21 protein-coding genes are annotated in these 25,706 nt (G+C 63.9%); 5 read left to right on the top strand and 16 right to left on the bottom strand.

The window, feature by feature from the left end:
* The first annotated feature begins 16 nt into the window (after positions 1 to 16).
* From NKG60_RS10990 to NKG60_RS10975, 4 genes are all read left to right on the top strand, one after another.
* The gene (locus NKG60_RS10990; RefSeq protein WP_352660705.1) at positions 17 to 625 is read left to right on the top strand and encodes a TetR/AcrR family transcriptional regulator; all 609 of its coding nucleotides are present in this window, start codon (positions 17 to 19) and stop codon (positions 623 to 625) included.
* Positions 626 to 687: 62 nt separating this feature from the next.
* The gene (locus tag NKG60_RS10985; protein WP_352660708.1) at positions 688 to 1,836 is read left to right on the top strand and encodes an efflux RND transporter periplasmic adaptor subunit; all 1,149 of its coding nucleotides are present in this window, start codon (positions 688 to 690) and stop codon (positions 1,834 to 1,836) included.
* Between the two features lie 206 nt (positions 1,837 to 2,042).
* Positions 2,043 to 5,177 (top strand): efflux RND transporter permease subunit, encoded by a 3,135-nt coding sequence (locus NKG60_RS10980; RefSeq protein ID WP_352660711.1) that lies wholly within the window; start codon positions 2,043 to 2,045, stop codon positions 5,175 to 5,177.
* Positions 5,178 to 5,247: 70 nt separating this feature from the next.
* On the top strand, positions 5,248 to 6,741 hold the full coding sequence (locus NKG60_RS10975) for an aldehyde dehydrogenase family protein (RefSeq protein WP_352660714.1): 1,494 nt from the start codon (positions 5,248 to 5,250) through the stop codon (positions 6,739 to 6,741).
* Positions 6,742 to 6,895: 154 nt separating this feature from the next.
* Here the strand turns inward: NKG60_RS10975 and NKG60_RS10970 are convergent, their stop codons facing one another.
* From NKG60_RS10970 to NKG60_RS10895, 16 genes are all read right to left on the bottom strand, one after another.
* Positions 6,896 to 8,605 carry a trimethylamine N-oxide permease gene (locus NKG60_RS10970; RefSeq protein ID WP_352660717.1) on the bottom strand — a complete coding sequence of 570 codons (1,710 nt, stop codon included), beginning with the start codon at positions 8,603 to 8,605 and terminating at the stop codon, positions 6,896 to 6,898.
* A gap of 247 nt (positions 8,606 to 8,852) precedes the next feature.
* On the bottom strand, positions 8,853 to 11,222 hold the full coding sequence (locus NKG60_RS10965) for a trimethylamine N-oxide demethylase (RefSeq protein ID WP_352660720.1): 2,370 nt from the start codon (positions 11,220 to 11,222) through the stop codon (positions 8,853 to 8,855).
* Positions 11,223 to 11,366: 144 nt separating this feature from the next.
* Positions 11,367 to 11,996, bottom strand: a complete 630-nt coding sequence (locus tag NKG60_RS10960; RefSeq protein WP_352660723.1) for a sarcosine oxidase subunit gamma — start codon at positions 11,994 to 11,996, stop codon at positions 11,367 to 11,369.
* Entirely contained in the window at positions 11,989 to 14,973 is a 2,985-nt protein-coding gene (locus NKG60_RS10955) for a sarcosine oxidase subunit alpha (protein ID WP_352660726.1), read from the bottom strand. The genes NKG60_RS10960 and NKG60_RS10955 overlap by 8 nt, the downstream gene beginning before the upstream one ends.
* The gene (locus NKG60_RS10950; protein ID WP_352660729.1) at positions 14,973 to 15,248 is read right to left on the bottom strand and encodes a sarcosine oxidase subunit delta; all 276 of its coding nucleotides are present in this window, start codon (positions 15,246 to 15,248) and stop codon (positions 14,973 to 14,975) included. Before NKG60_RS10950 ends, NKG60_RS10955 begins: the two co-directional genes overlap by 1 nt.
* Positions 15,249 to 15,265: 17 nt before the next feature.
* Positions 15,266 to 16,519: a sarcosine oxidase subunit beta family protein gene (locus NKG60_RS10945; protein ID WP_352660732.1), complete on the bottom strand. Its 1,254-nt coding sequence runs from the start codon at positions 16,517 to 16,519 to the stop codon at positions 15,266 to 15,268.
* A 36-nt stretch (positions 16,520 to 16,555) separates the two neighbouring features.
* Positions 16,556 to 17,863 carry a type III glutamate--ammonia ligase gene (glnT, locus tag NKG60_RS10940; RefSeq protein ID WP_023673983.1) on the bottom strand — a complete coding sequence of 436 codons (1,308 nt, stop codon included), beginning with the start codon at positions 17,861 to 17,863 and terminating at the stop codon, positions 16,556 to 16,558.
* A gap of 33 nt (positions 17,864 to 17,896) precedes the next feature.
* Positions 17,897 to 19,225, bottom strand: a complete 1,329-nt coding sequence (locus NKG60_RS10935; protein ID WP_023673984.1) for an FMN-binding glutamate synthase family protein — start codon at positions 19,223 to 19,225, stop codon at positions 17,897 to 17,899.
* 6 nt (positions 19,226 to 19,231) lie between these two features.
* The gene (locus NKG60_RS10930; protein ID WP_352660735.1) at positions 19,232 to 19,966 is read right to left on the bottom strand and encodes a GltB/FmdC/FwdC-like GXGXG domain-containing protein; all 735 of its coding nucleotides are present in this window, start codon (positions 19,964 to 19,966) and stop codon (positions 19,232 to 19,234) included.
* Positions 19,967 to 19,970: 4 nt separating this feature from the next.
* Complete coding sequence (locus tag NKG60_RS10925) at positions 19,971 to 20,864, bottom strand: class II glutamine amidotransferase (RefSeq protein ID WP_352660738.1); 894 nt, start codon at positions 20,862 to 20,864, stop codon at positions 19,971 to 19,973.
* Positions 20,865 to 20,948: 84 nt separating this feature from the next.
* Positions 20,949 to 21,281, bottom strand: a complete 333-nt coding sequence (locus NKG60_RS10920; protein ID WP_352660741.1) for a hypothetical protein — start codon at positions 21,279 to 21,281, stop codon at positions 20,949 to 20,951.
* Entirely contained in the window at positions 21,278 to 21,958 is a 681-nt protein-coding gene (locus NKG60_RS10915) for a hypothetical protein (RefSeq protein WP_352660744.1), read from the bottom strand. The genes NKG60_RS10920 and NKG60_RS10915 overlap by 4 nt, the downstream gene beginning before the upstream one ends.
* A gap of 46 nt (positions 21,959 to 22,004) precedes the next feature.
* Positions 22,005 to 23,405 carry an APC family permease gene (locus NKG60_RS10910; RefSeq protein WP_352660747.1) on the bottom strand — a complete coding sequence of 467 codons (1,401 nt, stop codon included), beginning with the start codon at positions 23,403 to 23,405 and terminating at the stop codon, positions 22,005 to 22,007.
* A 15-nt stretch (positions 23,406 to 23,420) separates the two neighbouring features.
* On the bottom strand, positions 23,421 to 23,582 hold the full coding sequence (locus NKG60_RS10905; RefSeq protein WP_023673991.1) for a hypothetical protein: 162 nt from the start codon (positions 23,580 to 23,582) through the stop codon (positions 23,421 to 23,423).
* A 16-nt stretch (positions 23,583 to 23,598) separates the two neighbouring features.
* Positions 23,599 to 23,976, bottom strand: coding sequence for a hypothetical protein (locus NKG60_RS10900; protein WP_023673992.1), 378 nt, complete (start codon positions 23,974 to 23,976; stop codon positions 23,599 to 23,601).
* A gap of 10 nt (positions 23,977 to 23,986) precedes the next feature.
* Positions 23,987 to 24,274, bottom strand: a complete 288-nt coding sequence (locus NKG60_RS10895; protein ID WP_352660750.1) for a hypothetical protein — start codon at positions 24,272 to 24,274, stop codon at positions 23,987 to 23,989.
* 284 nt (positions 24,275 to 24,558) lie between these two features.
* Between NKG60_RS10895 and NKG60_RS10890 the strand changes: the two genes are divergently transcribed.
* Positions 24,559 to 25,692, top strand: coding sequence for an aminomethyl transferase family protein (locus NKG60_RS10890; RefSeq protein WP_352660753.1), 1,134 nt, complete (start codon positions 24,559 to 24,561; stop codon positions 25,690 to 25,692).
* Positions 25,693 to 25,706: the final 14 nt, after the last annotated feature.

The raw sequence follows: 25,706 nt of genomic DNA, 5'->3' as shown, positions 1-25,706 counted from the left end.
TAAATTGGCCAACGAGATGCTTGAAACCCTAGACACCACCGCCGATTCCGCCCGCCAGGAAAATGTCACGCGCATCCTGGATTGCGCGGAGCGACTGTTTCGCCACTACGGCTACGGCAAGACCAACGTCGCCGACATAGCGCGCGAACTCGGCATGTCGACCGCCAACATCTATCGCTTCTTCGCCTCCAAGGTGGAAATCCACCAGGCGGTTTGCGGCCGTATGCTCGAGACCTGCTACCGGTTGACCTACGAAGCCTGCCATGGCCCCGGCAACGCCAGCGAAAAACTCCGCCGCTATGTGCATACGCACTATCAGTGGACGCTCGAGACCATGATCGACCAGGAGAAGGTGCACGAGATGGTCATTGTTGCCATCGAGCGCGACTGGCATGTCATCGAAAAGCACATCGACAGCATCCATGAACTGGTCGCGGATGTGATCCGCGAGGGCATCGCCACCGGCGAGTTCATCGATCAGGATCCGGTGATCGCTTCCCGGTGCTTCGGCGCTGCCATTATCAGCCTCTGCCATCCGCAGATGATGGCCCAGTGCCTCGCCAAGAAGAACCGGGCGACGCCGGACGAGCTGACCGAGTTTGCTATCAGAGCCTTGAAGAAATGACCGTTGCCGCCCGTCGGGCGGCGATACCGGCAATTCATCCCCACAGTTCGGGAGTACGAAAAGTGTCTTTGTCCAAGTCCATCACCTACAGGCTACCAGCCGCCGGCCTGGCACTGATTATCGTCGCCTCTCTCGGCCTCGCCGGCTGCTCGCAGGAGAAAGCCGAGGTCACCGAGATCATCCGCCCGGTCAAGGTGGTCGAGATCGCCAAGGCGAGCGATACCCGTCAGCTTTCCTATTCCGGATCGGTGCGTGCCCGCACCGAGATGAATCTCGGCTTTCGCATCAACGGCAAGATCACCGAGCGCCTTGTCGACATCGGTGACCGCGTCAAGCCGGGCGACGTTCTCGCCCGCATCGATCCCACCGACTACGAACTTTCGGTGAGAAGCGCTCAGGCCAGCCTCGATGCCGCCGACCGTCAGGTCGAGACAGTCGAGCTGACGCGCAAGCGCGCCGAACAGCTCTACGCCAAGAATTTCGCGCCGAAGTCGCAGCTCGAGCAGGCGACGCTCGCCTATAACCAGGCGGTCGCCACGCGCGATTCCGCCCGCTCGCAGCTTGCCCAGGCACAGAACCAGGTCCGCTATACCGATCTCAAGGCGGACAAGAACGGCATCGTCACCGCCGTTGCCGCCGATGTCGGCCAGGTGGTCGGCTCCGGCACGCCGGTGGTGACCGTTGCCATCGACGGCGAGAAGGAAGTCCTGATCGCCGTTCCGGAAACCGATATCGCCGAATTCAAGCCGGGCAAGACCGTCAAGGCGGGCTTCTGGTCCGATGAGGCGCTGACGCTCGACGGCAAGGTCCGCGAAGTCGCCGGCAGCGCCGATCCGCAGTCGCGCACCTTTGCCGTTCGCGTCAGCCTGCCCAACGATCCGCGCGTGCTGCTAGGCATGACCGCCTCCATCGAAGCCGCGGCGGACAACCGGCAGCAGCTGGTGTCGATCCCGCTGGCCGCGTTGGCGCAAAAGGACAGCCAATCGATCGTCTGGACAGTCGACCGCAATGGCGGGACCGTCCATGCGCATCCGGTCAAGGTCGCCGCCTTCACCCCCGACGGCGTCAGTGTCGCCGACGGGCTGAAGCCGGGCGACGTCGTCGTCGCCGCCGGCACGCAGTTCATGACCGAGAATCTGAAAGTCAAGCTGACCGGTGATGCAGCGCAACAGTCGGCATCGGCCGACGACGCTGCCAGGCGCTTGCGCTGACGGCCAGGCAATTCACGGTTTCCGGGCGGCAGGCGCCCGATTGTCGAGATCTCAAGTCGATGTAACCCCCACGTCGATGCTCGCGTCCCACCGCGATGTAGATCTCTCAACTCCGTAAGGCCTCGCCGTCCGGAAGCCCACATCGGAAGTTCCGTAGGCATGCCAGGCGCGTGCTCTGTTGATCAAATTGAAATGGACTGACGCCGATGACCATCGACACCAACGAAAAGCGGTCTTTCAATCTTTCACGCTGGGCAATCGGCCATCCGAGCATTGCCCGCTTCCTGTTCGGTCTGATCATCGTCGCCGGTGCGCTCGGCCTGATGCGCATGGGCCAGAAGGAAGACCCCGATTTCACCTTCCGCGTCATGGTCGTCCAGGCGATCTGGCCTGGCTCCTCGATCAAGGAGATGGAAGACCAGGTCGTCAACAAGATCGAGCGCAAGCTGCAGGAAACGCCGCATCTCGATTTCGTCCGCTCCTACACCCGCGCCGGCAGCGCCATCATCACCTTGCAGGTCAAGGGCGACACCAATCCCGCCCAGGTCGCCGATGCTTTCTATCAGGTGCGCAAGAAGGTCGGCGATATCGCCAACGAGCTGCCTCAGGGGCTGCTCGGGCCCTACTTCAACGACGAATTCGGCGACACGTTCATCACCCTGCATTCGATCAGTGGCGACGGCTACAGCTATCCCGAGCTGAAGAAATTCGCTATCCAGGCGCGTGACATGCTGCTGACGACGCCTGGCGTCGAGAAGGCCGTGATCATCGGCGACCAGCCGGAAAAACTCTACATAGACGTTTCATCCAAGGCGCTTGCCGAACGCGGACTGACGCTGACCGACCTGCAGAATGCCATCCGAGGCCAGAACAACGTCGACCCGGCAGGTTCGGTCGACACCGGCCAGCGTTCGGTGCGCATTTCGGTCGAAGGCGACGTCACCAGGGCGGCCGACATCCGCGAGCTTCGCCTGCGCGCCGGCAACCAGGTGACGCGCCTCGGCGACATCGCCACGGTGACCTCCGGCCTCGAGGATCCGTACCAGCGCAAATACCGTTTCAACGGTCACGACAGCGTCCAGCTCGGCGTCGTCATGGCCAAGGGCTTCAACGTCACCGACGTCGGCAAGGACGTCGAAGCGACCTACAAGCGCTTCGAAGAGGCGCTGCCCTATGGCGTTTCGGTCGATCAGATTTCCGACCAGCCGCATGTCGTGAAGGAGGCGGTGAGCGAGTTTATGGAAGCGCTCGGCGAAGCGCTGCTGATCGTGCTTTTCGTGTCGTTCCTGTCGATCGGCTGGCGTTCGGGCCTGGTGATCGCCATCGTCATTCCGCTGGTCCTGGCAGCCACGTTTGCCATCATGTACGAGCTCGGCATCGACCTGCAGCGCATTTCGCTCGGCGCGCTGATCATCGCCCTTGGCCTCTTGGTCGACGACGCGATGATCGTCGTCGAGATGATGGAGCGAAAGCTCGAGGAAGGCCTGGTCAAGGTCGAGGCGGCGAGCTTCGCCTACTCCTCGACCGCTTTCCCGATGCTGACCGGCACGCTGATCACCACAGCCGGCTTCATCCCCGTCGGTTTCGCAGCCTCGACGGCCGGCGAATATGTGCGCACCCTGTTTTACGTCGTCGGCATCGCGCTGGTCGTGTCCTGGTTTGCGGCGGTCTATTTCACGCCGTGGCTCGGCCACATGATCCTTAAGCAGCGCAAGCACGCCGGCAGCCATCACGATGTCTTCGACACGCGCTTCTACCGCCGTCTTCGCTCGACTGTGGCATGGGCGGTGCGCCATCGCATCATCGTCCTGGTGATGACGCTGATGACCTTTGCCACCAGCCTGTGGGCGTTCCAGTTCATCCCGCAGAATTTCTTCCCGCAATCGTCGCGTCCGGAAATCCTCGTCGATCTCTGGCTGCCGGAAGGCACCAGCATCAAGGAAGTCGAGACCCAGGCCAAGGCGCTCGAAGCCAGGATGATGGACGACAAGGACAAGCGCTTCATTGCCACCTATATCGGCGAAGGCGCGCCGCGCTTCTTCCTGCCGCTCGACCAGCAGCTTCGCAATCCGAACTTCGCCCAGCTTCTGGTGATGGCCAATGACGAACCGGCCCGCGAGCGGCTGATCGTCAAGCTGCGCACCATCCTGGCCGAGGATTTCCCATCGATCCGCGCCAAGGTCGATCGCCTGTTCCTCGGTCCGCCGACCGGCTGGCCGGTGCAGATGCGCGTCATGGGTCCGGATCGCCAGGAGGTGCGCCGCATCGCCGACGAGGTGAAGGCGAAGTTCCAGGCAAATCCGCTGCTCGGCGCCACCCACGACGACTGGCTGGAGCCGGTGCCGGCGATGAAGCTGGTGATCGACCAGGATCGTGCCCGTGCGCTCGGCGTCACCTCGCAGCGCATCCGCCAGATGCTGCAGGCAAGCATGTCGGGAGCGCCGCTCGATGACTTCCGCGACGGCGAGGAGACGGTTTCGATCGTCGCCCGCGAACCGGAGGCAAGCCGTCACCTGCTGTCGGCGGTCGACTCCGTCTATATCCCGACCGATTTCGGTGGCTCCGTGCCGCTGTCGCAGGTCGCTAAGATCGTCCCGGTGCTGGAGCAAGGCGTTGAATGGCGGCGCGACCGCTTGCCGACCATCAGCGTACGCGCCACGCTTCCGGATGGCGTGCAGCCGAACGATGTCGCCATGAAGATGTACAGCGAGATGCAGGGTCTGCGCGCCAGCCTCGCCCCCGGCTACAAGATCGAGATCCAGGGCGGCGCCGAGGATGCGGCCGAAAGCCAGGCCTCGATTGCGGCGAAAGCGCCGATCATGCTGGCCGTCATCGTCGTGCTGCTGATGATCCAGCTGCAGCATTTCGGCAAGGCGATGCTGGTGCTGGCGACCGGTCCGCTCGGCATCATCGGCGCGGCGGCGGCACTTTTGATCAGCGGCGCCCCGTTCGGCTTCGTCGCCATCCTCGGTGTCATCGCCCTGCTCGGCATCATCATGCGCAACTCGATCATCCTGGTCGATCAGATCGACCAGGACATCGCCGCCGGCGTGGGGCGTTCCGAGGCCATCATCGGCTCGGCGGTCCGCCGCTTCCGGCCGATCGTGCTGACGGCGTTGACCGCGGTGCTGGCGCTGATCCCGATCTCGCGCGGCGTCTTCTGGGGGCCGCTCGCCTATGCCATGATGGGCGGCATTCTCGTCGCCACGGTGCTGACCATCCTTGTCCTGCCGGCAGCCTATGCGCTGTTCTTCGGCAGGGAGCCCAAGAAGGTGGTGGAGCAGGCGGCCGAGACGGAAGAAAAGAACGAAAGGCCGCAACTGGCCCTGGCGGCCGAATAGGGCTGTTGGCAAATGTGACCTCCGGCGGTTTAATCCGCCCACCAGGCGTAGGCGCCGGAGGAGGACCGTCATGACCATGGCTCAGACAAAGGCACCGCTGCGGCTGCCGATCGACGGGCGCCATCGCCGGATGTTCATCGGCGGTGGCTGGATCGATGCCCGCTCCGGCCGGACCATGGAGAGCCGCAACCCCGCCACCGGCGCGGTCATCGCCACGGTGCCGCGCGGCGACCGCCAGGACATCGACTTTGCGGTGACTGCTGCGCGCAAGGCGTTCGAGGGCCCGTGGAGCCGGTTCAAGCCTTATGAGCGGCAGGTACTGCTGCTGAGGATCGCCGACCTCTTCGAAAAGAACTGGGAAGAGATCAGCCGCTCCGACACCACCGACATGGGCATGCCGATCGTGCGCACCCGCGCCAATCGCAACCGCGTCATCGGCATGCTGCGCTATTATGCAGGCATGGCGACGGCGCTGCACGGCGAGACGATCGAAAACTCGCTGCCCGGCGAAATCGTCTCCTTCACCCGCAAGGAGCCGGTCGGCGTCGTCGGCGCCATCATCCCGTGGAACGCACCGACGGCCGCGTCGATCTGGAAGATCGGCCCGGCGCTGGCGACCGGCTGCACCATCGTGCTGAAACCGTCGGAAGAGGCACCGCTGACGCCGCTTTTGATCGCCGACATCATGAACGAAGCCGGCGTCCCGGAAGGCGTCGTCAACATCGTCACCGGCACCGGCATCGAGGCGGGCGCCGCACTCGCCGAGCACATGGGTGTCGACAAGATCGTCTTCACCGGCTCGACGGTGACCGGCCAGTCGATCGTGCGGGCCTCGGCCGGCAACCTCAAGCGCGTATCCTTGGAGCTCGGCGGCAAGTCGCCGGTCATCGTCTGCGCCGATGCCGATCTCGACAAAGCGGTGCCGCTGGCCGCGATGTCGGTGTTCGCCAATTCCGGCCAGATCTGCATCGCCGGTTCGCGCCTCTTCGTCGAACGCGCCGTCCATGACGAGTTCGTCGAGCGGCTCGCGGCATATGCCAAGGGTCTCAGGGTCGGCGACGGCATCGACCCGGCGACCGAGATCGGCCCGCTCGTCTCCGAAAAGCAGTTGCAACGGGTCACCGGTTACCTCGAGGCTGGCACCGCAGAAGGAGCAAAACTCGTCACCGGGGGCGAACGGCTCACGGAAGGCGCGCTTGCCGCCGGCAATTTCGTTGCGCCGACCGTCTTTGCCGGTGTCTCGGACGACATGAAGATCGCCCGCGAGGAGATCTTCGGGCCGGTGATTTCAGCCTTGCCGTTCGATACGCTGGACGAGGCGGTAGAGCGGGCCAACAACACGCCTTACGGCCTGGCTGCAGGGGTCTTCACCCAAAATCTCGCCACCGCCCACCAGCTGTCGCGCAAGATCCGCGCCGGCTCGGTCTGGGTCAACACCTATCACGCGATCGATCCGGCCGTGCCCTTCGGCGGCTACAAAATGAGCGGCTACGGCCGCGAGGGCGGCGCCGAGCACCTCGACGAATATCTCAACACCAAGGGCGTGTTCATCAAGATCGATTGAGCCAGAATAGGTCCAGAAACGAAAAACCCGCCTCAGCGGCGGGTCTCGGGGCGAATCAGCACCATAGCGAATTTAGTAGCATAGCTGCCGGCACAAAGCAAGAACAAAATGCAGGGACCGGGCGCATCGCGCGCCCGATCCCTCAAGGCAAGCCTCAGATGACGAACAGCCAGTTGGCGAGCAGCACCACTGCGACCCCAGCGATCAGCGTCAGGTAGGGCAGCATGCCCGCCTTGCGTACCGCAAGGTCGGACGAGCTCATGCCGAGATCGGCCAGCATGTGGTCGGGGAACTTGCCCTTGTCCTGGATGTAATGCCGGAAGCAGAACACCGGGATGATCAAGGCTGCCGTGATCAGCCCGGCCCACAATGCCATCGGATTCCAGACCTTGGCGCCGGCGCCCATGAAGACCGCGTTGACATAGGCAAAGATCGCGCCGAGGCCGAGCAGCCAGCTCGGCGCCTTCCATGGCCGCGCGATGTGGCCATTGTCGATGCGGTGGATCCAGCCGGCATTGAGATTGAGAAAGTTGAAGATGATGTAGCCGCAATTCGACACCGCCAGGATGAAGAAGAAGCTCGTCGCGTCGGCCGAGGCGATGGCCAGCACGATCAGGTTGAAGATCAAGTCGGTCCACATCGCCCGCGTCGGCGCGCCATGCTCGTTGACGTGGCTGAGGTAGCGCGGCAGCCAGCCGTCGACCGAACCCTGGTAGAGCGTGCGCGAAGAGCCGGCCATCGCCGTCATGATGCAGAGCACCAGCGCCAGGATCATCAGCATGACCAGCAGGCTGTGGATCAGCTGTCCGCCGCCGACCATACCGGCCAGTGCGTCAGCAACGCCGGAGCCATCGACGATCGGCGTCGCCAGCATGCCGTTCAAGCCGAGCACGCCCTGGAAGGTGAATGGCACCAGGATGAACAGCAGCATGCACAACAGGCCGGAATAGAAGATCGCCTTGAAGGTATCGGTGCCCGGGTTCTTGAACTCGGAGGTGTAGCAGACGGCGGTCTCGAAACCGTAGGTCGACCATGCCGCGATGAACATGCCGCCGAGCACCAGCGTCCAGCCGGCGATGTTCCACGCACCGGGCTCCGGCGCATAGGCCGCGGCGAGCGGCACCAGCGGCGAAAAATTCGCCCAATCGATCTGGCCGGTGACGATCGGCACCGCGCCGACGATCAGCATCGGGATGATGACCAGCAGGCCGATATATTTCTGCACGTTGGCAGTGCCCAGGATGCCGCGATGCTGGATCGAAAAGATGATCAGCATCAGCACCGCGCCGATGAAGAAGGTGGCGTTGAAGGTGAAGGAAACCGGGCCTAGCATGTGGCCGTAGAGCGTCCAGTTGCGGATCGCCGGCGTCGCCGCCGCGGTGACCGCGTTGATGGCGTCGGCGGCGCTGGTTCCGGCATGGGCCGCGATATAGGCGGCGACTTCCGGCGAAGTGTCGGTGAACAGCGGCACCGGCGCCAGTGCGTTGAGGATATAGGCGGCGGCGATCGAGCAGCCGAGCGACAGCACCGGCGACCAGGCGAACCAGTTGCACCACACCGAAAGCGGCGCGATGAATTTCGAGTAACGCAGCCAGGCAGTGGCGCCGTACACCGAGGCGCCGCCGGATTTGTTCGGGAACAGCCCGGCGATTTCCGCATAGGTGAAGGACTGCAGGAAGCCCATGATCATGGATACCGTCCAGATCAGGAAGGCCAGCGTTCCGGTGGTGCCGGCAATGCCGCCGATCGAAAACAGGACAAGGGCCGGAACGCCGCTTGCTACCCAGAAGGCGCCGCGCCAATCGATGTTGCGGTGCAGCTGCCCTTCGGCAGGCGGCACCAAGGTGGTGACTATCGTGCTCATTTACGTGGATTCCCCATTTTTGATGTTCCCCATCGGCAACAGCCGCAATCTCGCGAAGGCGTCATCGACGCTCACGTTGAACGGCCCAAGCGTTTTCCGCTCAGTAGTATTTTATTCTTAGCAGTGAAGATTGACCCAACGCCCTTTCACGTCAAGCGCTTTGTGACGCTGTGCACATTGCTGTGAAAGACAGGACAAGCAGCCGCATCGCCGAAAGGCTGGACTAAGCCTCCCGTGGGGCGATCGGTCAGGAGCGCGGCCTGGTCTTTTGCGGGTCGTAATGGGCAAAGGCGACGACGCGCGCCGGCAGCCGCTTGCTGTGGCCGTCGAGCTTGCCGACCTCGACCTCGGTGCCGATGGCCGCGTGGGCGACGTCGAGCCTGGCCAGCGCGATGGTCTTGTTCAGCAGCGGCGAACGCATGCCTGAGGTGACGACGCCGATCTGGGCGCGGCCGACATGCACGCAATCGCCGTGGCCGACGGCGACATTGGCGTCGATGTCGAGGCCGACCAGCTTCCTCTGCGGATTTTCCTTGCGTCGGATCAGCGCCTCGCGGCCGATGAAATCGTCGCTCTTGGTCTTCAGCGGCACGGTGAAGCCGATGCCGGCCTCGAACGGGTCGGTCTGGTCGGAGAACTCGTAGCCGGCAAAGATCAGCCCGGCCTCGATGCGCACCATGTCGAGCGCCTGCAGCCCCATCGGCTTCAGGCCGTGCGGCTGGCCGGCCTGCCAGATCGCGTCGAACACCTTTTCGACGTCGCGCGGATGGCACCAGATCTCGTAACCGAGCTCGCCGGTGTAACCGGTGCGCGAAACCACGACCGGAATGCCGTTGCCGCCGCCGATGCGGGCGACCGCGAAACGGAACCATTCAAGCTCGTCGATCGACGGCTGCAGCGGCGAGGTCCAGATGATCTCTCTGAGGATGTCGCGGCTTTTCGGTCCCTGCACTGCGACGTTGTGCATCTGGTCGGTCGACGAGCGGACCAGCACGGTGAAGCCGAGTTTTTGCGCCGTTTCTCGCAGCCATTCGCCGGATAGATCGTCGCCGCCGACCCAGCGGAAATTATCCTTGCCGAGCCGAAGCAGCGTGCCGTCGTCGATCATGCCGCCATGCTCGTAGCACATGGCGGAATAGACGACCTGGCCGACGCCGAGCTTCTTGATGTCGCGGGTCAGCGTGTATTGCAGCAGCGCTTCCGAATCCGGCCCGGTGACCTCGAACTTGCGCAGCGGCGACAGGTCCATGATCACGGCGTCCTGCCGGCAGGCCCAGTATTCGTCGATGGGGCCTTGCCTGGCGAAGGAATTGGCCAGCCAGTAACCCTTGTACTCGACGAAGTTGCGGGTGTGCTTGGCAAAGCTCGAATGAAAGGCGGTCTCGCGGGTCATTTTCGGTTCCGAATCGGGCGTCATGCGTCTGGCGATCGCTCGCGAGAATTTGTGCTGGCCGGAATAGGTTCGCACATGGATGTCGGTCAGGTTCCAGCCATTGGCGGGCGTCGTATCGTCAGGGCAGGCTGACGAGACGCAGACGATGTCGGTCAAGGCGCGCAGCAGCACATAGTCGCCCGGCCGCGACCACGGCTCGTCGGAAACCACGACGCCATGCGCGTCGATTGACGTGTTGAAGAAGAAGTTGATCGCCATCCAGCCGGCGCGGGGCGTCACACCCTTGTCGGCCAGCGCGCGGTTGAAATTCTCCGAGCAGTTGGGATGGCCGGGATAACCGATGTCGTCGTAATATTTGGCGGCGCAGGCGAGCGCGAATGCATCGTGCCGGCCGCAAGTGTCCTGGATAACCTCGACCAGCGGCTCCATGTCCTGGTCATAATATTTCGAATGCAGGCCGGGCATCGGATAACTCGAGCCCATCAGGGTGCGCGTCGTCGTCACGTCGAGCGGATGATCGCGGCCCTTGTCCAGCTTGCGCGCCGAAAAGCACTGGAAGTCCGTGCATTGACGCCCGTCGACATCGATGATCTGCAGATAGTCGCCGGCTTTGACGAAGTAGGCTTCCGCCGTCGCCGAATTGACGCGCAGGTCGAGCACGGGATCGGCCAGCGGGTCGGCAAGCCTGGATTTCGCCGCCGGGCGGATGGTGGCGCGCCGGACGATGACGCTAAGCGGCGTCGCCGTATCGTGGCCGTCGACCAGCATCGGACCACCGGGCGCCGCAATCACCATCGACCCATCGCGGGCGACGGTAAAAGCCTGTTCGGTACCGGCAGGGGTGGCGCCGCCGAACACGCGCACTGCCTTTGCCTGGTCGAGCTGCACCTGTCGTCGCTCGAGCCCCCGGCGCAAGGAAGCGAGGCTGTCGTCGCCCTCGGCCAGCAGCGCCTTGATGCCGGCGGCATTGCTGTTCGATTTCTCGCCGAAAATGCCGGGATCGGTCGCGCCGCTGCTATCCCATGCCAGCAGCTCGCAGGCCTGCCCGCCCTCGACATTGCGCACGCTGATCGTATCGCCGGCCTCGACCTCGATCAGCACGGCGCCATTGCCCTGGACGGTATAGCGCTCCATCCCGGCCGGCAGCGCGATCTGGCCTGGCCGCAGGATCAGGCTCGGCCGGGGCGGTCCGGCGGCGACGGCGGGGTAGGGCGACTGGCTCATCTCAACCCTGGTTTCGAGAAACAAGTTTGCCTGTGTGTGAAATTATTTTAGCGGGAAGAATAGCAGGGGGATCGGGTTTGGCAAGGTGAAGGTGGCACAAGCTCCCCCTTCTCCCCCAGGGGGAGAAGGGAAGACGCGCCAAGGCTACCCCAATTCCTCGGAATGCCGGATCTCGACGCCATACTCCGCGGCGGCATCGAGCATCGTATGCCACAGGCTTTCGGCAAACGTCGCAAATACCAGAAGATTGAACACCGCCTGCCCGTCCGGCCGGTCATTGCCGCGCCAGAGATTGATGCTGGTGTGATCTACCGACGTCGCGGCAGCGGTGCCGGCCGGGAACGCCGCCGGGTGCAGGTCCAGCGACGACAGTTTGGCCAGCATCGCGCGTGCCTTTTCTCCGGAAATGCTGATCAGCGCGCGGGCATGCGACTGGTCGGACAGCGAGGCGGATTGCGCAAACGCCTGGCTCAGCGGTCCGATCGTGTGCTTGCCGCCATTGGACAGGACCAGGAACTGATCCGGTCCCGACCAGATCAGCGTAGCGTCGGGAGCTCGGACCGCCTTTGGCGTTTCCGGGGCGGCAACGCCGAAGCGGGTTTCGGCAGCCTTCGCCAGTTCTGCCGCTTTGCCGCGCCGCGCCATCACCTGGATCAGGTCGAAATTGCGGATCTCGGTGAGCGATACGCCCGCCGCCGTGCCGCGCGCGCCATAGGCGCCGCCGACAAGCGCCTTCTCCAGCGGACTGCGGCTAATCCAGGAAAACTCAGCCACGCTGGCGCCCTCCATCCGGGTCGTAGAAGACGGGACTGCACAGCTCGACATCGTAGTCTTCGCCGCGCAGCGGGTCGTGCGCGTGGACGATCTCGCCGATGCGCTCGCGGCCGCGCTCAACCAGTGCCAACCCAATCCACTGGTCGAGCGTCGGCGAGAAGCAGACCGAGGTGACGTAGCCCTGGTCGTTATCGGGACCGGGTGTCTTGCCCTTCGGCATGATATGCGCGCCGGAGCGCAGGCGGCGTGTCTTGTCGACCGGCTTGATGCCGACCACGACCTGCCGGTCCGGCGCAACCAGCACCTCGCGCCTCGCCATGACGCGGCCGATGAAGTCTTTCTTGGTCGACATCATCTTGCCGAAGCCAAGGTCGGCGGCGGTCGTCGTGCCGTTCAGCTCCGGCCCGGCGACATGCCCCTTTTCGATGCGCATGACGCCGAGTGCCTCGGTGCCGTAGGGCGTCACGCCGAACGGCTTGCCGGCCAGCATCAAATTGCGCACCAGCGCGTCGCCGTAACGCGCCGGAACCGAGATCTCGAACGCCATCTCGCCGGAGAACGAGATGCGGAACAGCCGCGCTTTGATGCCGCCGCGTAGCGCGACTTCGCGCGCGCCCATAAAGGGAAAGCCCTCGTTCGACAAATCCTCCGCCGGATCGACGATTTCGCGAAGCAGGTCCCGCGTCTTCGGCCCGGCGATCGAGAATTGCGCCCACTGGTCCGAGACCGAGGTCAACTGCACATCGAACTCGGGAAACAGCACCTGCCGGCAGAATTCGAGATGCTGCATCACCAGCCCGGCCTTGGCGGTGGTGGTGGTCAGGAAATAGTGATCCTCGGCCAGCCGCGACGTCGTGCCGTCGTCATAGACGATGCCGTCCTCGCGCAGCATCAGCCCGTAGCGGGCTTTGCCGACAGCAAGATTGGAGAAGGTGTTGATGTAGACGCGGTCGAGGAAGGCGCCGGCATCCGGGCCGTGTACGTCGATCTTGCCGAGTGTCGAGACGTCGCAGAAGCCGACGCCGGAGCGCACCGCCTTGACCTCGCGGGTGACCGATTCCAGCCAGTCCTTTTCGCCGGCGCGCGGATACCATTGCGCGCGCTTCCACAGGCCGGTGTCGACGAACACCGCGCCCTGTTCGGCGGCCCAGCGATGCGACGGCGTCAGTCGCGTCGCATGAAAATTCTCGTCGCGATGATGGCCGGCGAAGGCGCCGATGGCGACCGGCACATAGGGCGGCCGGTAGATCGTCGTACCGGTCTCGGGAATGGACTTGCCTGACACCGCCGCCATAATGGCGAGGCCGGCGACATTCGAGGTCTTGCCCTGGTCGGTGGCCATGCCGAGCGTCGTATAGCGCTTGAGATGCTCGACCGACTCGAAGCCTTCGCGCTGCGCCAGTTCGATGTCGGACGCGGTCACGTCATGCTGGTAATCGACGAAGGCTTTCCCTTTGCCGGCCACATGCCAGAGCGGCGTCAGCGAAAAGGCTTCGTCGTCGGCGACCGGCGATGTGCCGGCATTGCCGCTTCGTCCGGCGCTCTGCGCTGCCGTAGCACCCGCGGCAAATCCCTGGCGCAGGCAGTCGCCCAGCCCGAAGGCGCCGTTGGCGGCGCCGACGGCCACCATGCCGGGTGGCGCGCCGTCCGGCACGAAGGCTGCAATATCGTCCTGCCATTTCGGCCGGCCGCGATGGTAGGAAGTCAGCCCGACCGCCGGATTCCAGCCGCCGGAGACGGCAAGTCCGTCTGCCTCGACCTCGGCGCGTGCGCCGCCGGTGAGCGCCACCGCAATTTTCCTAACGCCGTCCTTGCCGCCCTCGACCCCGCTGACCGAGCCGTTGAGCACGGCAAAGCCGCCTTTGGCGGCAAGCGCGCGATGCGCGGCGGAGACGTCCGGGCGTCCATCGATCACCGCCGCGATCTGCAGACCGGCGGCAAGCGCGGTCTCGACCGTGCGCCAGCCGTCCTCATTGTTGGTGAACAGGGCGATCCGCCTTGCCGGCGTCGCCGCGTAGCGCGCGACATAGGTCCGCATCGCCGAAGCCATCATCACGCCCGGCGTGTCGTTGCCGGCAAAGACGATCGGCCGCTCGATGGCGCCGGCGGCAACGACGCAACGCCTGGCTACGATCCGCCACAGTCGCTGGCGCACCTGGTGCTCGGGCGGCGAGGGCAGGTGGTCGTTGACCCGCTCGATGGCGCCATAGGTGCCGCCATCATAGACGCCGAACAGTGTCGTGCGGTTCATGATGCGGACATCGGGGAGCGCGGCGAGTTCCCCCAGCGTGCGCGTAATCCATTCGGCTGCCGGCTCGCCGTCGATCGTGCCGCCGTCGGCAAGCAGACGGCCGCCGAACGCAAAATCTTCCTCGCACAGGATGACGCGGGCGCCGCTGCGCCCGGCCGCCAATGCCGCCGCAAGCCCGGCCGGGCCGGAACCGGCGATCAGCACATCGCAATGCGCCCACGCCTTGTCGTAATGGTCGGGATCGGCGCCGCCGGCAGCGCGTCCGAGGCCGGCGGCGCGGCGGATCGCCGGCTCGTAGACCGCTTCCCAGAATTTCGCCGGCCACATGAAGGTCTTGTAGTAGAAGCCGGCGACGAAGATCGGCGCAAACAGCTGGTTGACCGCCATCAGATCATGGCGCAGCGACGGCCAGCGGTTCTGGCTGGCCGCTTCGAGCCCGTCATAAAGTTCGGCTGTGGTCGCCTTGGTGTTCGGCTCGCGCCGCGCTCCCGTGCGCAGTTCGACCAGCGCGTTCGGCTCTTCGGATCCAGCGGTCAGGATGCCGCGCGGCCGATGGTATTTGAAAGAGCGGCCGACCAGCTTGATGCCATTGGCGATCAGCGCCGAGGCGAGCGTGTCGCCCTGGAAGCCGGCATAGCTCTTGCCGTCGAAGCGGAAGCCCAGCGGAGCGGAACGATCGATGAGACCGCCGCTCTCCAGCCGGTGTGTCTGCGCAGGGCCAACCATCAAGCGCCCACCTTGGCGGCACCAACGCCCGCCGCCGGCTCGACGGAGGAAATCTCATGCGTCAGCGTGTTGCGGGCGACCTTCAGCCAGGCCCGACAGCCGCCGCCATGGTACCAGTATTCACTCATCGGCCCGGCGACGTTGTCGCGCAGATAGACGTAGTCGAAGACCTCGTCTTCGGTGGCGCCGGCCGTCGGACGCGCCGGCTTGGCGTCGCCCAGATAGGTGAACTCGCCGAGTTCGCGTTCGCCGCAGAAGGGACAGACAATGCGCATGCTTCTTCAGCCAGCCTTCAATGCAGGTTCGGTTGGGCGCCCTGGCCCTTTTCGTCGATCATCGCACCTCGCCGGAAGCGGTCGAGGCGGAAGCGCGCCGCCTCCTTGTGCGGCTCGTCGCGTGCCAGCAGATGGGCAAAGACCAGGCCGGAACCTGGCGTCGCCTTGAAGCCGCCATAGCACCAGCCGGCGTTGAGATAGAGCCCGTCGACCGGCGTCTTGTCGATGATCGGCGAGCCGTCCATCGACATGTCCATGATGCCGCCCCACTGACGCAGAAGCCGTATCCGGCCGATCATCGGCATCAGCGCCATGCCGCCCTCGCAAACGTCTTCCATGACAGGCAGATTGCCGCGCTGGGCGTAGGAATTGTAGCCGTCTATATCGCCGCCGAAGACCAGGCCGCCCTTGTCGGACTGGCTGACGTAGAAATGGCCGGCGCCGAAGGTCATGACATTGGGGATCAGCGGCTTGATCGCCTCCGACACGAATGCCTGCAGCACATGGCTTTCGATCGGCAGCCGCATGCCGGCCATCGCCGCGACGCGCGACGAGGAGCCGGCAACCGCCATGCCGACCTTGCCGGCGCCGATCCTGCCGCGCGATGTCTCGACGCCGGTCACCTTGCCGTTGCCGTCGCGGACAAAGCCGGTCACTTCGCAATTCTGGATGATGTCGACGCCGAGCGCGCTCGCTGCATGCGCGTAGCCCCAGACCACGGCATCGTGGCGTGCCGTGCCGCCGCGTCGTTGCAAAAGCCCGCCCTGCACCGGAAAGCGTGCATTGTCGAAGTTCAGGAACGGCATCATCTTCCTGACCGCCGCCAGGTCGAGCAATTCGGCGTCGATGCCGTTGATGCGCATGGTGTTGCCGCGCCGCGCATAGGCGTCGCGCTGTGCGTCGGAATGGTAGAGGTTGATGACGCCGCGCTGGCTGACCATGGTGTTGTAGTTGAGGTCCTGCTCCATCCGCTCCCACAGCTTCATCGAAAGCTCGTAGAAGCCGGTATTGCCGGGCAGCCCGTAATTGGAGCGGATGATGGTGGTGTTGCGGCCGGCATTGCCGGAGCCGATCCAGCCCTTTTCCAGCACCGCGACATTCCTGATGCCGTATTCGCTGGCGAGGAACCATGCCGTCGCCAGGCCATGGCCGCCGCCACCGATGATCACCACGTCGTAATGGCTCTTCGGGCTGGCGTCGCGCCAGGTGCGCTGCCAGTTCTTGTGGCCGGAAAATGCCGCCCGGGCGAGGGAGAAGATCGAGTATTTCATGAACCTGTTTCGCGCCGGGCGTGCAACAATTCCGGATCAGATGTCGAGCGTGTGGTCGCGCTCCCACTGGGTGAAGTGGGAAGCATAGGAATTCCATTCCTGCTGCTTGAGCTTTAGATAGGCCGACGAGAATTCCTCACCCAGCGCCGCCTTGAGCGATTTGTCGTTGTCAAACTCGCGCAGCGCGTCGAGCAGGTTGAGCGGCAGCTTCGGCGCGCCCTCGACCGTATGGCCGAACTGGTACATGTCGATGTCGTAGCGCCGGCCGGGATCGGCCTTGGAGCGGACGCCGTCGAGGCCGGCGGCGATGATGACGGCCTGCAGCAGATAGGGGTTTGCCGCGCCGTCCGGCAGGCGCAGCTCGAAGCGGCCGGGACCAGGCACGCGCACCATGTGGGTACGGTTGTTGCCCGTCCAGGTCACCGTGTTCGGCGCCCAGGTGGCGCCGGAGATGGTGCGCGGCGCGTTGATGCGCTTGTAGGAATTGACAGTCGGGTTGGTGATCGCGGCAAGCGCGGAAGCATGTTTCATGATGCCGCCGAGGAAATTCCTGCCCTTTGCCGACAGGCCGAGCTCCATGGCATTGTCGGCGAAGACATTTGTCTTGCCGTCCTTGTCCCACACCGAGATGTGGGCATGGCAGCCATTGCCGGTCAGGCCCTGGAACGGTTTCGGCATGAAGGTCGCGCGCAGGCCGTGCTTTTCGGCGACCGATTTCACCATGAATTTGAAGAAGGAATGCTTGTCGGCGGTCGCCAGCGCATCGTCGAAGGCCCAGTTCATCTCGAACTGGCCGTTGGCGTCCTCGTGGTCGTTCTGGTAGGCGCCCCAGCCGAGCGCCAGCATGTGGTCGCAGATCTCGGCGATGACGTCATAGCGGCGCATCACCGCCTGCTGGTCGTAGCAGGGCTTCGACGCCGTGTCGTATTCGTCGGAAATCGTCTTGCCGTCCGGCGAGATCAGGAAGAACTCGGCCTCGACGCCGGTCTTGATGTGCATGCCGTCGCCAGCGGCCTCCGCAATCAGTCGCTTCAGCGTGTTGCGCGGCGCCTGCTCGACCGATTTGTCGTCCATGATGCAGTTGGCGGCGACCCAGGCGACTTCGGGCTTCCAAGGCAACTGGATCACCGAGGCCGGATCCGGCACGGCCAGCATGTCGGGATGCGCCGGCGTCAGGTCGAGCCAGGTGGCAAAGCCGGCAAAGCCGGCACCGTCCCGCTGCATGTCGGCGATCGCCTGCGCCGGCACCAGCTTGGCACGCTGCCCACCGAACAGGTCGGTGTAGGATATCATGAAATATTTGACGCCCTTCTCCTTGGCGAAGGCGGCGAGATCGTTCCCCATTATAGTTCCTCGCTTACTGGCATTTGGTTTGTTTTAGAAGCCGTTCTTGCCCGGTATCCAGTTGGTGCCGGCCAGCGGCACGCCGGCCATGGCGGCGGCTTCGATCGTCAAGGCCACAAGATCCTCGGGCTCGAGATTGTGCAGGCTGTTCTTGCCGCAGGCGCGGGCGATTGTCTGAGCCTCAAGTGTCATCACCTTAAGATAATTCGCCAGCCGTCGTCCGGCCGCAATCGGATCGACCCGTTTCATTAGCTCGGGATCCTGCGTGGTGATGCCGGCCGGGTCGCGTCCCTCATGCCAGTCGTCATAGGCGCCGGCGGTCGTGCCGAGTTCGTTGTATTCCGCTTCCCAGCGCGGGTCGTTGTCGCCGAGCGCGACAAGCGCTGCCGTGCCGATCGACACCGCGTCGACGCCGAGCGCCAGCGCCTTGGCGACGTCGGCGCCGTTGCGGATGCCGCCGGAGACGATCAACTGCACCTTGCGGTGCATGCCGAGATCCTGCAGCGCCTGCACGGCCGGCCTGATGCAGGCAAGCGTCGGCTGGCCGACATTTTCGATGAACACTTCCTGGGTTGCGGCGGTGCCGCCCTGCATGCCGTCGACGACGACGACATCGGCGCCCGACTTCACCGCAAGCGCCGTATCGTAATAGGGCCGCGCGCCGCCGACCTTGACGTAGATGGGCTTCTCCCAGTCGGTGATCTCGCGCAGTTCGAGGATCTTGATCTCGAGATCGTCCGGCCCGGTCCAGTCGGGATGGCGCGAGGCTGAGCGCTGGTCGATGCCTTTCGGCAGCGTGCGCATTTCGGCGACGCGGTCGGAGATCTTCTGGCCGAGCAGCATGCCGCCGCCGCCGGGCTTGGCGCCCTGGCCGACGACCACTTCGATCGCGTCGGCGCGGCGCAGATCGCGCGGGTTCATGCCGTAGCGCGACGGTAGGTACTGGTAGACCAGTGTCTTTGAATGGCCGCGCTCTTCCTCGGTCATGCCGCCGTCGCCGGTGGTCGTCGAGGTGCCTGACAGGGTCGCGCCACGGCCGAGCGCTTCCTTCGCCGGGCCGGACAGCGAGCCGAAGCTCATACCGGCAATGGTGATCGGGATTTTCAGCTCGATCGGTTTTTTCGCATAGCGCGAGCCGAGCACGACGCTGGTGTCGCAGCGCTCGCGATAGCCTTCGAGCGGGTAGCGCGAGATCGAGGCGCCGAGGAACAGAAGGTCGTCGAAATGCGGCAGCTTGCGCTTGGCGCCGGCGCCCCTGATATCATAGATGCCGGTCGCCGCGGCGCGGCGGATCTCGGAAAGCGTGTAGTCGTCGAAGGTCGCGGATTTGCGCGGCGTCGTCGGCGGGTTGCGATAGGTCATTGAGCCTCAATACGCGTCGGCGTTGTCGATATTGAAATTGTAGAGGGTACGAGCCGAGCCATAACGCTTGAACTCCGCCGCCTTGACGCCGGTCACGCCGGCGCGGTCGAGCAGGTTTTGCAGCAATTCGAGATGCTCGGGCCGCATCTCCTTGGCGATGCAGTCGGCGCCGAGGCTTTCGACCTTGCCGCGCACGAAAAGCCGCGCCTCGTAGATGGAATCGCCGAGCGCATCGCCGGCATCGCCCAGCACCACGAGATTGCCGGACTGCGCCATGAAGGCCGACATGTGGCCGATATTGCCATGGACGACGATGTCGATGCCTTTCATCGAGATGCCGCAGCGCGACGACGCGTTGCCTTCGATGACCAGCAGCCCGCCGCGGCCGGTGGCGCCGGCATACTGGCTGGCGTCGCCTTTGACGACGATCTGGCCGGACATCATGTTCTCGCCGACGCCGGGTCCGGCCGAGCCATGCACGGTGATGGTGCCGCCGTCGTTCATGCCGCCGCAATAATAGCCGACGCTGCCGCGCACATCGATGGCGACCGGCTGGTCGACGCCGACGGCGACCGAATGGCTGCCTCGCGGGTGCAGTACTTCCCATGCGGTTTCGTTCGAACCGGGCGCCAGATCGTGCAGCGCCTGGTTGAGCTCGCGCAGCGACATTTCGGCCAGGTCGAAGACCCGTGACGCATGGCTCTGTTCGCGACCCGCCTTGGAGAGGTTGATTGCCGGCATTGGTTCAATGCTCCCAGAAATAGACGGTTGCGGGCTCGGGTTCCCAGACCTTCGCATTGTCTATGCCGGGCAGTTTGGTGAGCGCACGATATTCCGAGCCGAAGGCGACATACTGGTCGGTTTCGGCCATTACGGCAGGCTTGCAGGCGATCGGATCGCGCACCACGCCAAAACCGTTCTTGGTGCCGACGACGAAGGTGAAGAAGCCGTCGAGGTCGCTCAGCGTGCCTTCCAGCGCCTCGCCGAGGTTCTTGCCATGCGCCATTTGCGAGGAGAGATAGGCGGCAGCGACCTCGGTATCGTTCTCGGTCTCGAATGTCATGCCTTCGCGGATCAGCTCGCGGCGGACATTGTTGTGGTTGGACAGCGAGCCATTGTGCACCAGGCACTGGTCGGCGCCGGTCGAGAACGGATGCGCGCCCATCGTCGTCACCGCCGATTCGGTCGCCATGCGGGTATGGCCGATGCCGTGGGTGCCGGTCATCTCGCGGACGCCGAAACGGTCGACGACCGCTTCCGGCAAGCCGACTTCCTTGTAGATCTCGACGACGTCGCCGGCACCCATGATGCGGATGTCGGGGCGCAGTGCCTGGATCGCCTCACGCGCCTGGTCGATCTTGGCAGGCGTCGTCCTGACTACCGCATGCGTCGACTTCGCAGCAATGCTCACCGGCGCGCCGATTGCCTTGGCTAGTTCGGCGTCGAGGCCGCGGAAATCGCGCTCCGGCTTGGCCGACTGGATGGTGATCTTGGCTTCACTGGAGGGGGCGCCATAGATGGCGATGCCGGCGCTATCGGGACCGCGATCGCTGAGCGAGATCAGCATCTCCGACAGCATCGCGCCAAGCTGGGGCTCGAGCGACTTGTCCTTCAAAAACAGTCCGACGATTCCGCACATGTCAGGCTCCGCGAGTTTGTTCCCTCCGAGATGTATCGAATGAGTCCGGGGAATTCAATTGGTATGAAAAAAATTTTCCTGTCGTTATATATCGGCTGAGGCGCCGCCGGCCGCACTATCGCCGCGCGCGCCGCCATTGTGAACCCATTTGGCATAGCGGATACGGGCGATCTTGTAGGCATCCAGGATCGACAGGGCATAGATCAGGAAGCCGCCGGCATGGCGCCCGACGAAGCTGGCGTCGGGCGGCGCGATCTTGGCGGTGACCCAGGCGAGGATCACCATGAAGAACAGAAATTGCAGGCCGCGCACCGGCACGCCGAGCACGACATGCCCGCTTGCCGGCAAGACGATCGCGGCGCCGAGAACGAGATAGGGGCTCGGTGGTGCGAGGGAGGTGGTGCCTTGGCTGCTCATGCCGCTTGCCGTTCGCTTTGATTGATGGCATCGCGCAGCGCCGAAGCCGACGACAGCAGCCTCTCGATCAGCACCGGATCGAGCCTGACCGTGCCGAATTCGGCTTGCCGGAATACGCCGTAGCGCGCCCGCTCGGCCTCGGCCAGAAGCCAGACGATGCGCACGCCGTTCGGTGTGATCAGCAATTCCTTGGCGCGCCCCTCGGCAAAGATGTCGAGGTGGCCGGCGATGAGGGCCTCGGGGAAGCGCACGCCCTTGCGGTCGCTTCGCAGCACCGCCTCGGCCGGAAATTCAGCCGCCTTCGGCAGCGTATGGTCGAGATGATCGAAATTGGAAAAAGTCGTCGGCGATCCCGGCCGCATCATCATGTCGAAAGTGCCTGGTATCGCGACCTTTTCGGTGATCGAAACGCTCAGCCAGCGCGCCGGCAGCTTCCTGATCGCCAGCGTGTCGACGATGGTCCGCACCTGCACCTGCCGGCCGTTCCACGAGCCGGCGAAGGTGACGACGCCGGCAGTGCCGTCCGAGATATTGGCCACGTCGGGAATGATTTCGCGGAGCACCGCCTCCTCGGCGGCAAGCGCGGTCGAAGCCTTGGCGTGGCTGGCCCGCGCAAGCCAGGTTATGTGGAGGACGAGAGCCAGGGCAACCGCCCCGGCGAGCAATGCTGAGATCACCTAACGCACCTCGTCACGCAAATGCCCGCCCAGAACGGGCGCGCCGTCAGTAGCCCTGCGGCTTCGGCCACGGCATGGTGAACTGGGCACCGCGGCGCACGAATTTGTAGCGGTAGAAGTGGAACCACAGCGAGATCAGGAAGTAGAAAGCGACCATGGCGATCAGCTGCGAGCCGAAGCCGAGGAAGATCGCAAAGAAGGTGACCACGCAAAGGCAGAACAAGACGATCGCCGGCAGCGGATGGAAGGGATGGGTGTAGCCGCGGCGGATCGAGCCGAGCGGCCACTTCTTCCTGAACATGATGATGTTGATGCTCATGAAGGTGTATTGCAGCACGCCCGACAGGATCGAGAAGGTGATCGCCTGGTTGAGGTCGGCGATGAAGGCGAAGGCGAGCGCGATCGGCAGCAGGAACAGGATCGAGCGATAGGGCGTGCGGTATTTCGGATGCACCGCCGAGAACCAGGTCGGCAGATAGCGGTCGCGGCCGAGCGAGAACCAGGCGCGCGCGGCGTCGTTGATGCAGCCATTGGCGGAGGCGAGCGCCGCAAGCAGCGTCGCGGTGAACAGCAGGTTTTCCAGCAGCGCACTGCCGGTCAGTTTGCCTGCGTCCCACAGCGGATAGTAGGTGATGCCGAGATATTCCCAGGGCATCAGCGAGGCGCAGACATACCAGGTCATGGCGGCGGCGATCAAAAGCGTGATCATGCCGGCCATCGTGCCATAGGGCAGCGAGCGCGCCGGCGAGCGCACTTCCTCGGCCGCCTGCGTGGTTCCCTCTATGCCGAGATAATACCAGATGCCGAACTGGAAGGCGGCGATGACGCCGATCCAGCCATAGGGCAGGGCGTTGCCGGGGGTGACCAGTTCGTTCAGCTTCAGCACGGCGCCTTGCGTCCACGGGCTGACCGAGAAGAACAGGATGACGATCGAGACATAGGCGATGGCGGTGATGACGAAGTTGACGTTGAGCGTCATCAGCACGCCGCGATAGTTCAGCCATGCCAGCACGACGATGGTCGCGGCGATGAAGGAATTGTGGTTGAGGCCCTCGACGCCGGCCTTGGCGACGATCGTGTCGCCGAGCAGGATCGCGTCCGACACTTCGAGCATGGTGTAGGCAAAGACCAGGAACAGCGCGACGTTGAAGGCCATCAGCGGCCCGACAATGTGCTTGGCCTGCGCATATTGGCCGCCGGCGGCAGCAACCGTCGAGGTGACTTCGGAATCGATCATCGCGACCGAGGTGTAGAGCAGGCCAACGATCCAGCAGACGATCAGCGCCGCCAGCGCGCCACCCTTGTCCGCCGCGAAATTCCAGCCGGTGAATTCGCCGACCAGAACGATGCCGACACCGAGCGCCCAGACATGGGCGGGGCCGAGCACCCTGAGCAGCGAAACCCTGTCGCCTTGCACTTGCACCGCTGGTTCAGCCGTGATCGTCATCGTTCAATCCCCCACTCAGATCCGGTGTTTTTCGGACACGGCTTCAAGTTCGCCTTCCCTGGACGAGGTCAGCATCTCTTCGGAATAGGTCGTGTCGATCTTGAACCAGTCGTAGAGCATCCACAGCGCGAGCACGATCGAGATGCCCCAGCATGCGTAAGAGAGTGCCACCCACATGACGATGCTTCCCTATCTATTTGTCGCCGAACTTTTCGTCGATGACGTCGCGGTATTCGCGGTCCGATGCGCGGAACAGAAAGATGAAATAGCCGATCAGCACCGCGGCCATGATGATCAGCGTCGGCCAGTCGATGATGTAGTGGAACCGGTTCTGGATGATGTCGTGCGCGGTTTCCGGCGTGTAGCCGAGCTTTTCCCAGATCGAGGCCATGGTCGGGTTTTGTCCGAGCGCTTCCCACGTCTTGGCGTCGAGCGCGTCGATGGATTTTGCCGCCCCTGCCAGCCCTAGTTTCAGCGGCAGCCACAGTGCGACGAAAATCGCGACCACGACGACGGCGATATCGAAAACCTGTCCGGCCTTGCTCTGTTCGGGCGGTGTATAGCGGGCCATGCGTCTCCCCTCAGGACTTGCGGTTGCGGTAGGCGTCGGCATTCTTGATGTCGAGACCGTAGATGAAGTCCTTGTCTTCCTTGTAGTGGTTGACCATCGCCAGGATCGCGGCCGAGTTGAAGATCAGCACGGCGGCGGCGGCGACCGCGACGACGAGCTTGATGCCGGCGTCGGGGATGTATGGCCATGTCATGAACAGGACAAAGAGGATCGTCGCCCACAGGCAGACGATCAGGAGCATGGATCCACGCACGTCGGAACGGTACAACGCTTCCACGCGCTGTTGCAGGTCGGACATCGGCTTTCCCCTTTTTCAACGCCCGGTCCGGATTGGCCGGTCATTGCCCTCTTTCAAGAGAGTGAAATTTTTTTCATAAAATCCGGCCGAATTCTGGAATTGTCAAGACGATTTTACGCGGCGTTAACTGTTTGTTTGGTCCGCCGGATTTGCCTGACAATGAAATTATTTGCTTACGGGTATTGCAGGCTCCCGGCGTTTGCGATCAATATTCGGGCAACGCTCCCGCCTGTGTGCAGAGAGCAGGGGAAAGCAAAAAGTTCTTTCGAACGGAGGACCAGCGGATGACGGCATCCTGGAGATTTTCGACGCTTGCGGACCGCCATCGCGCGCTCGGCTCGAAGCTCGAGGACTGGAGCGGCATGGGCACCGCCTGGACCTACGACAAGGACGCCGACGAAGAGTATATCGCCATCCGCACCAGGGCCGGCCTGATGGACGTGTCCGGTTTGAAGAAGGTCCACATCACCGGGCCGCACGCCTCTCATCTGATCGACCTGGCGACGACGCGCGACGTCGAAAAGATCTATCCCGGCAAGTCGGCCTATGCTTGCATGCTCAACGAGGCCGGCAAGTTCACCGACGACTGCATCCTCTACCGCACCGGCCCGAATTCCTGGATGGTCGTGCATGGCTCGGGCACCGGCCATGAAGAGCTGCAGCGCGCTTCGGTCGGTCGCGACGTGTCGCTGCGCTTCGACGACAATCTGCACGACCTTTCGCTGCAAGGCCCGACGGCGATCGACTATCTGGCAAAGAATGTGCCCGGCATTCGCGACCTCAATTATTTCCATCACATGCAGACGCAGCTGTTCGGCTTCCCGGTGATGATCTCGCGCACCGGCTATACTGGCGAGCGCGGCTACGAGATCTTCTGCCGTGGCCAGGACGCCGGCACGATCTGGGACAGGATCCTCGACGAGGGCAAGAGCGCCGGCATCATCCCGTGCCGCTTCACCACGCTCGACATGCTGCGCGTCGAGAGCTACCTGCTGTTTTACCCCTACGACAATTCGCAGAAATACCCGTTCGAGAACGAGGGTCCCGGCGACACGCTGTGGGAGCTTGGTCTCGACTTCACCGTCAGCCCCGGCAAGACGGGCTTTCGCGGCGCCGAGGAGCACTACCGCCTCAAGGGCAAGGAGCGTTTCAAGATCTACGGCGTGCTGCTCGAAGGCAGGGAGCCGGCCGACGAGGGCGCACCGGTCTACCGCGGCGGCAAAAAGGTCGGCGTGGTGACCTGCGCCATGTATTCGCCGCTGGTAAAAAAATCGATGGGCATTGCCCGGCTCGACGTCGACTGCGCGGTGCAGGGCACCAGGCTCGAGATCCGCAACAAGAGCGGCTCCATCAGCGCAACCGCCGAGCCGCTTCCCTTCGACGATCCGAAGAAGACCAAGCGCACGGCGAAAGGCTGAGGCATACTGCGGGT

Origin of the sequence: Mesorhizobium sp. M1428, assembly GCF_040317515.1 — a bacterium.
Lineage (GTDB): Bacteria > Pseudomonadota > Alphaproteobacteria > Rhizobiales > Rhizobiaceae > Mesorhizobium.
Note: the sequence above shows the minus strand (reverse complement) of the source record. Positions and strands in the feature narration are given on the sequence as shown.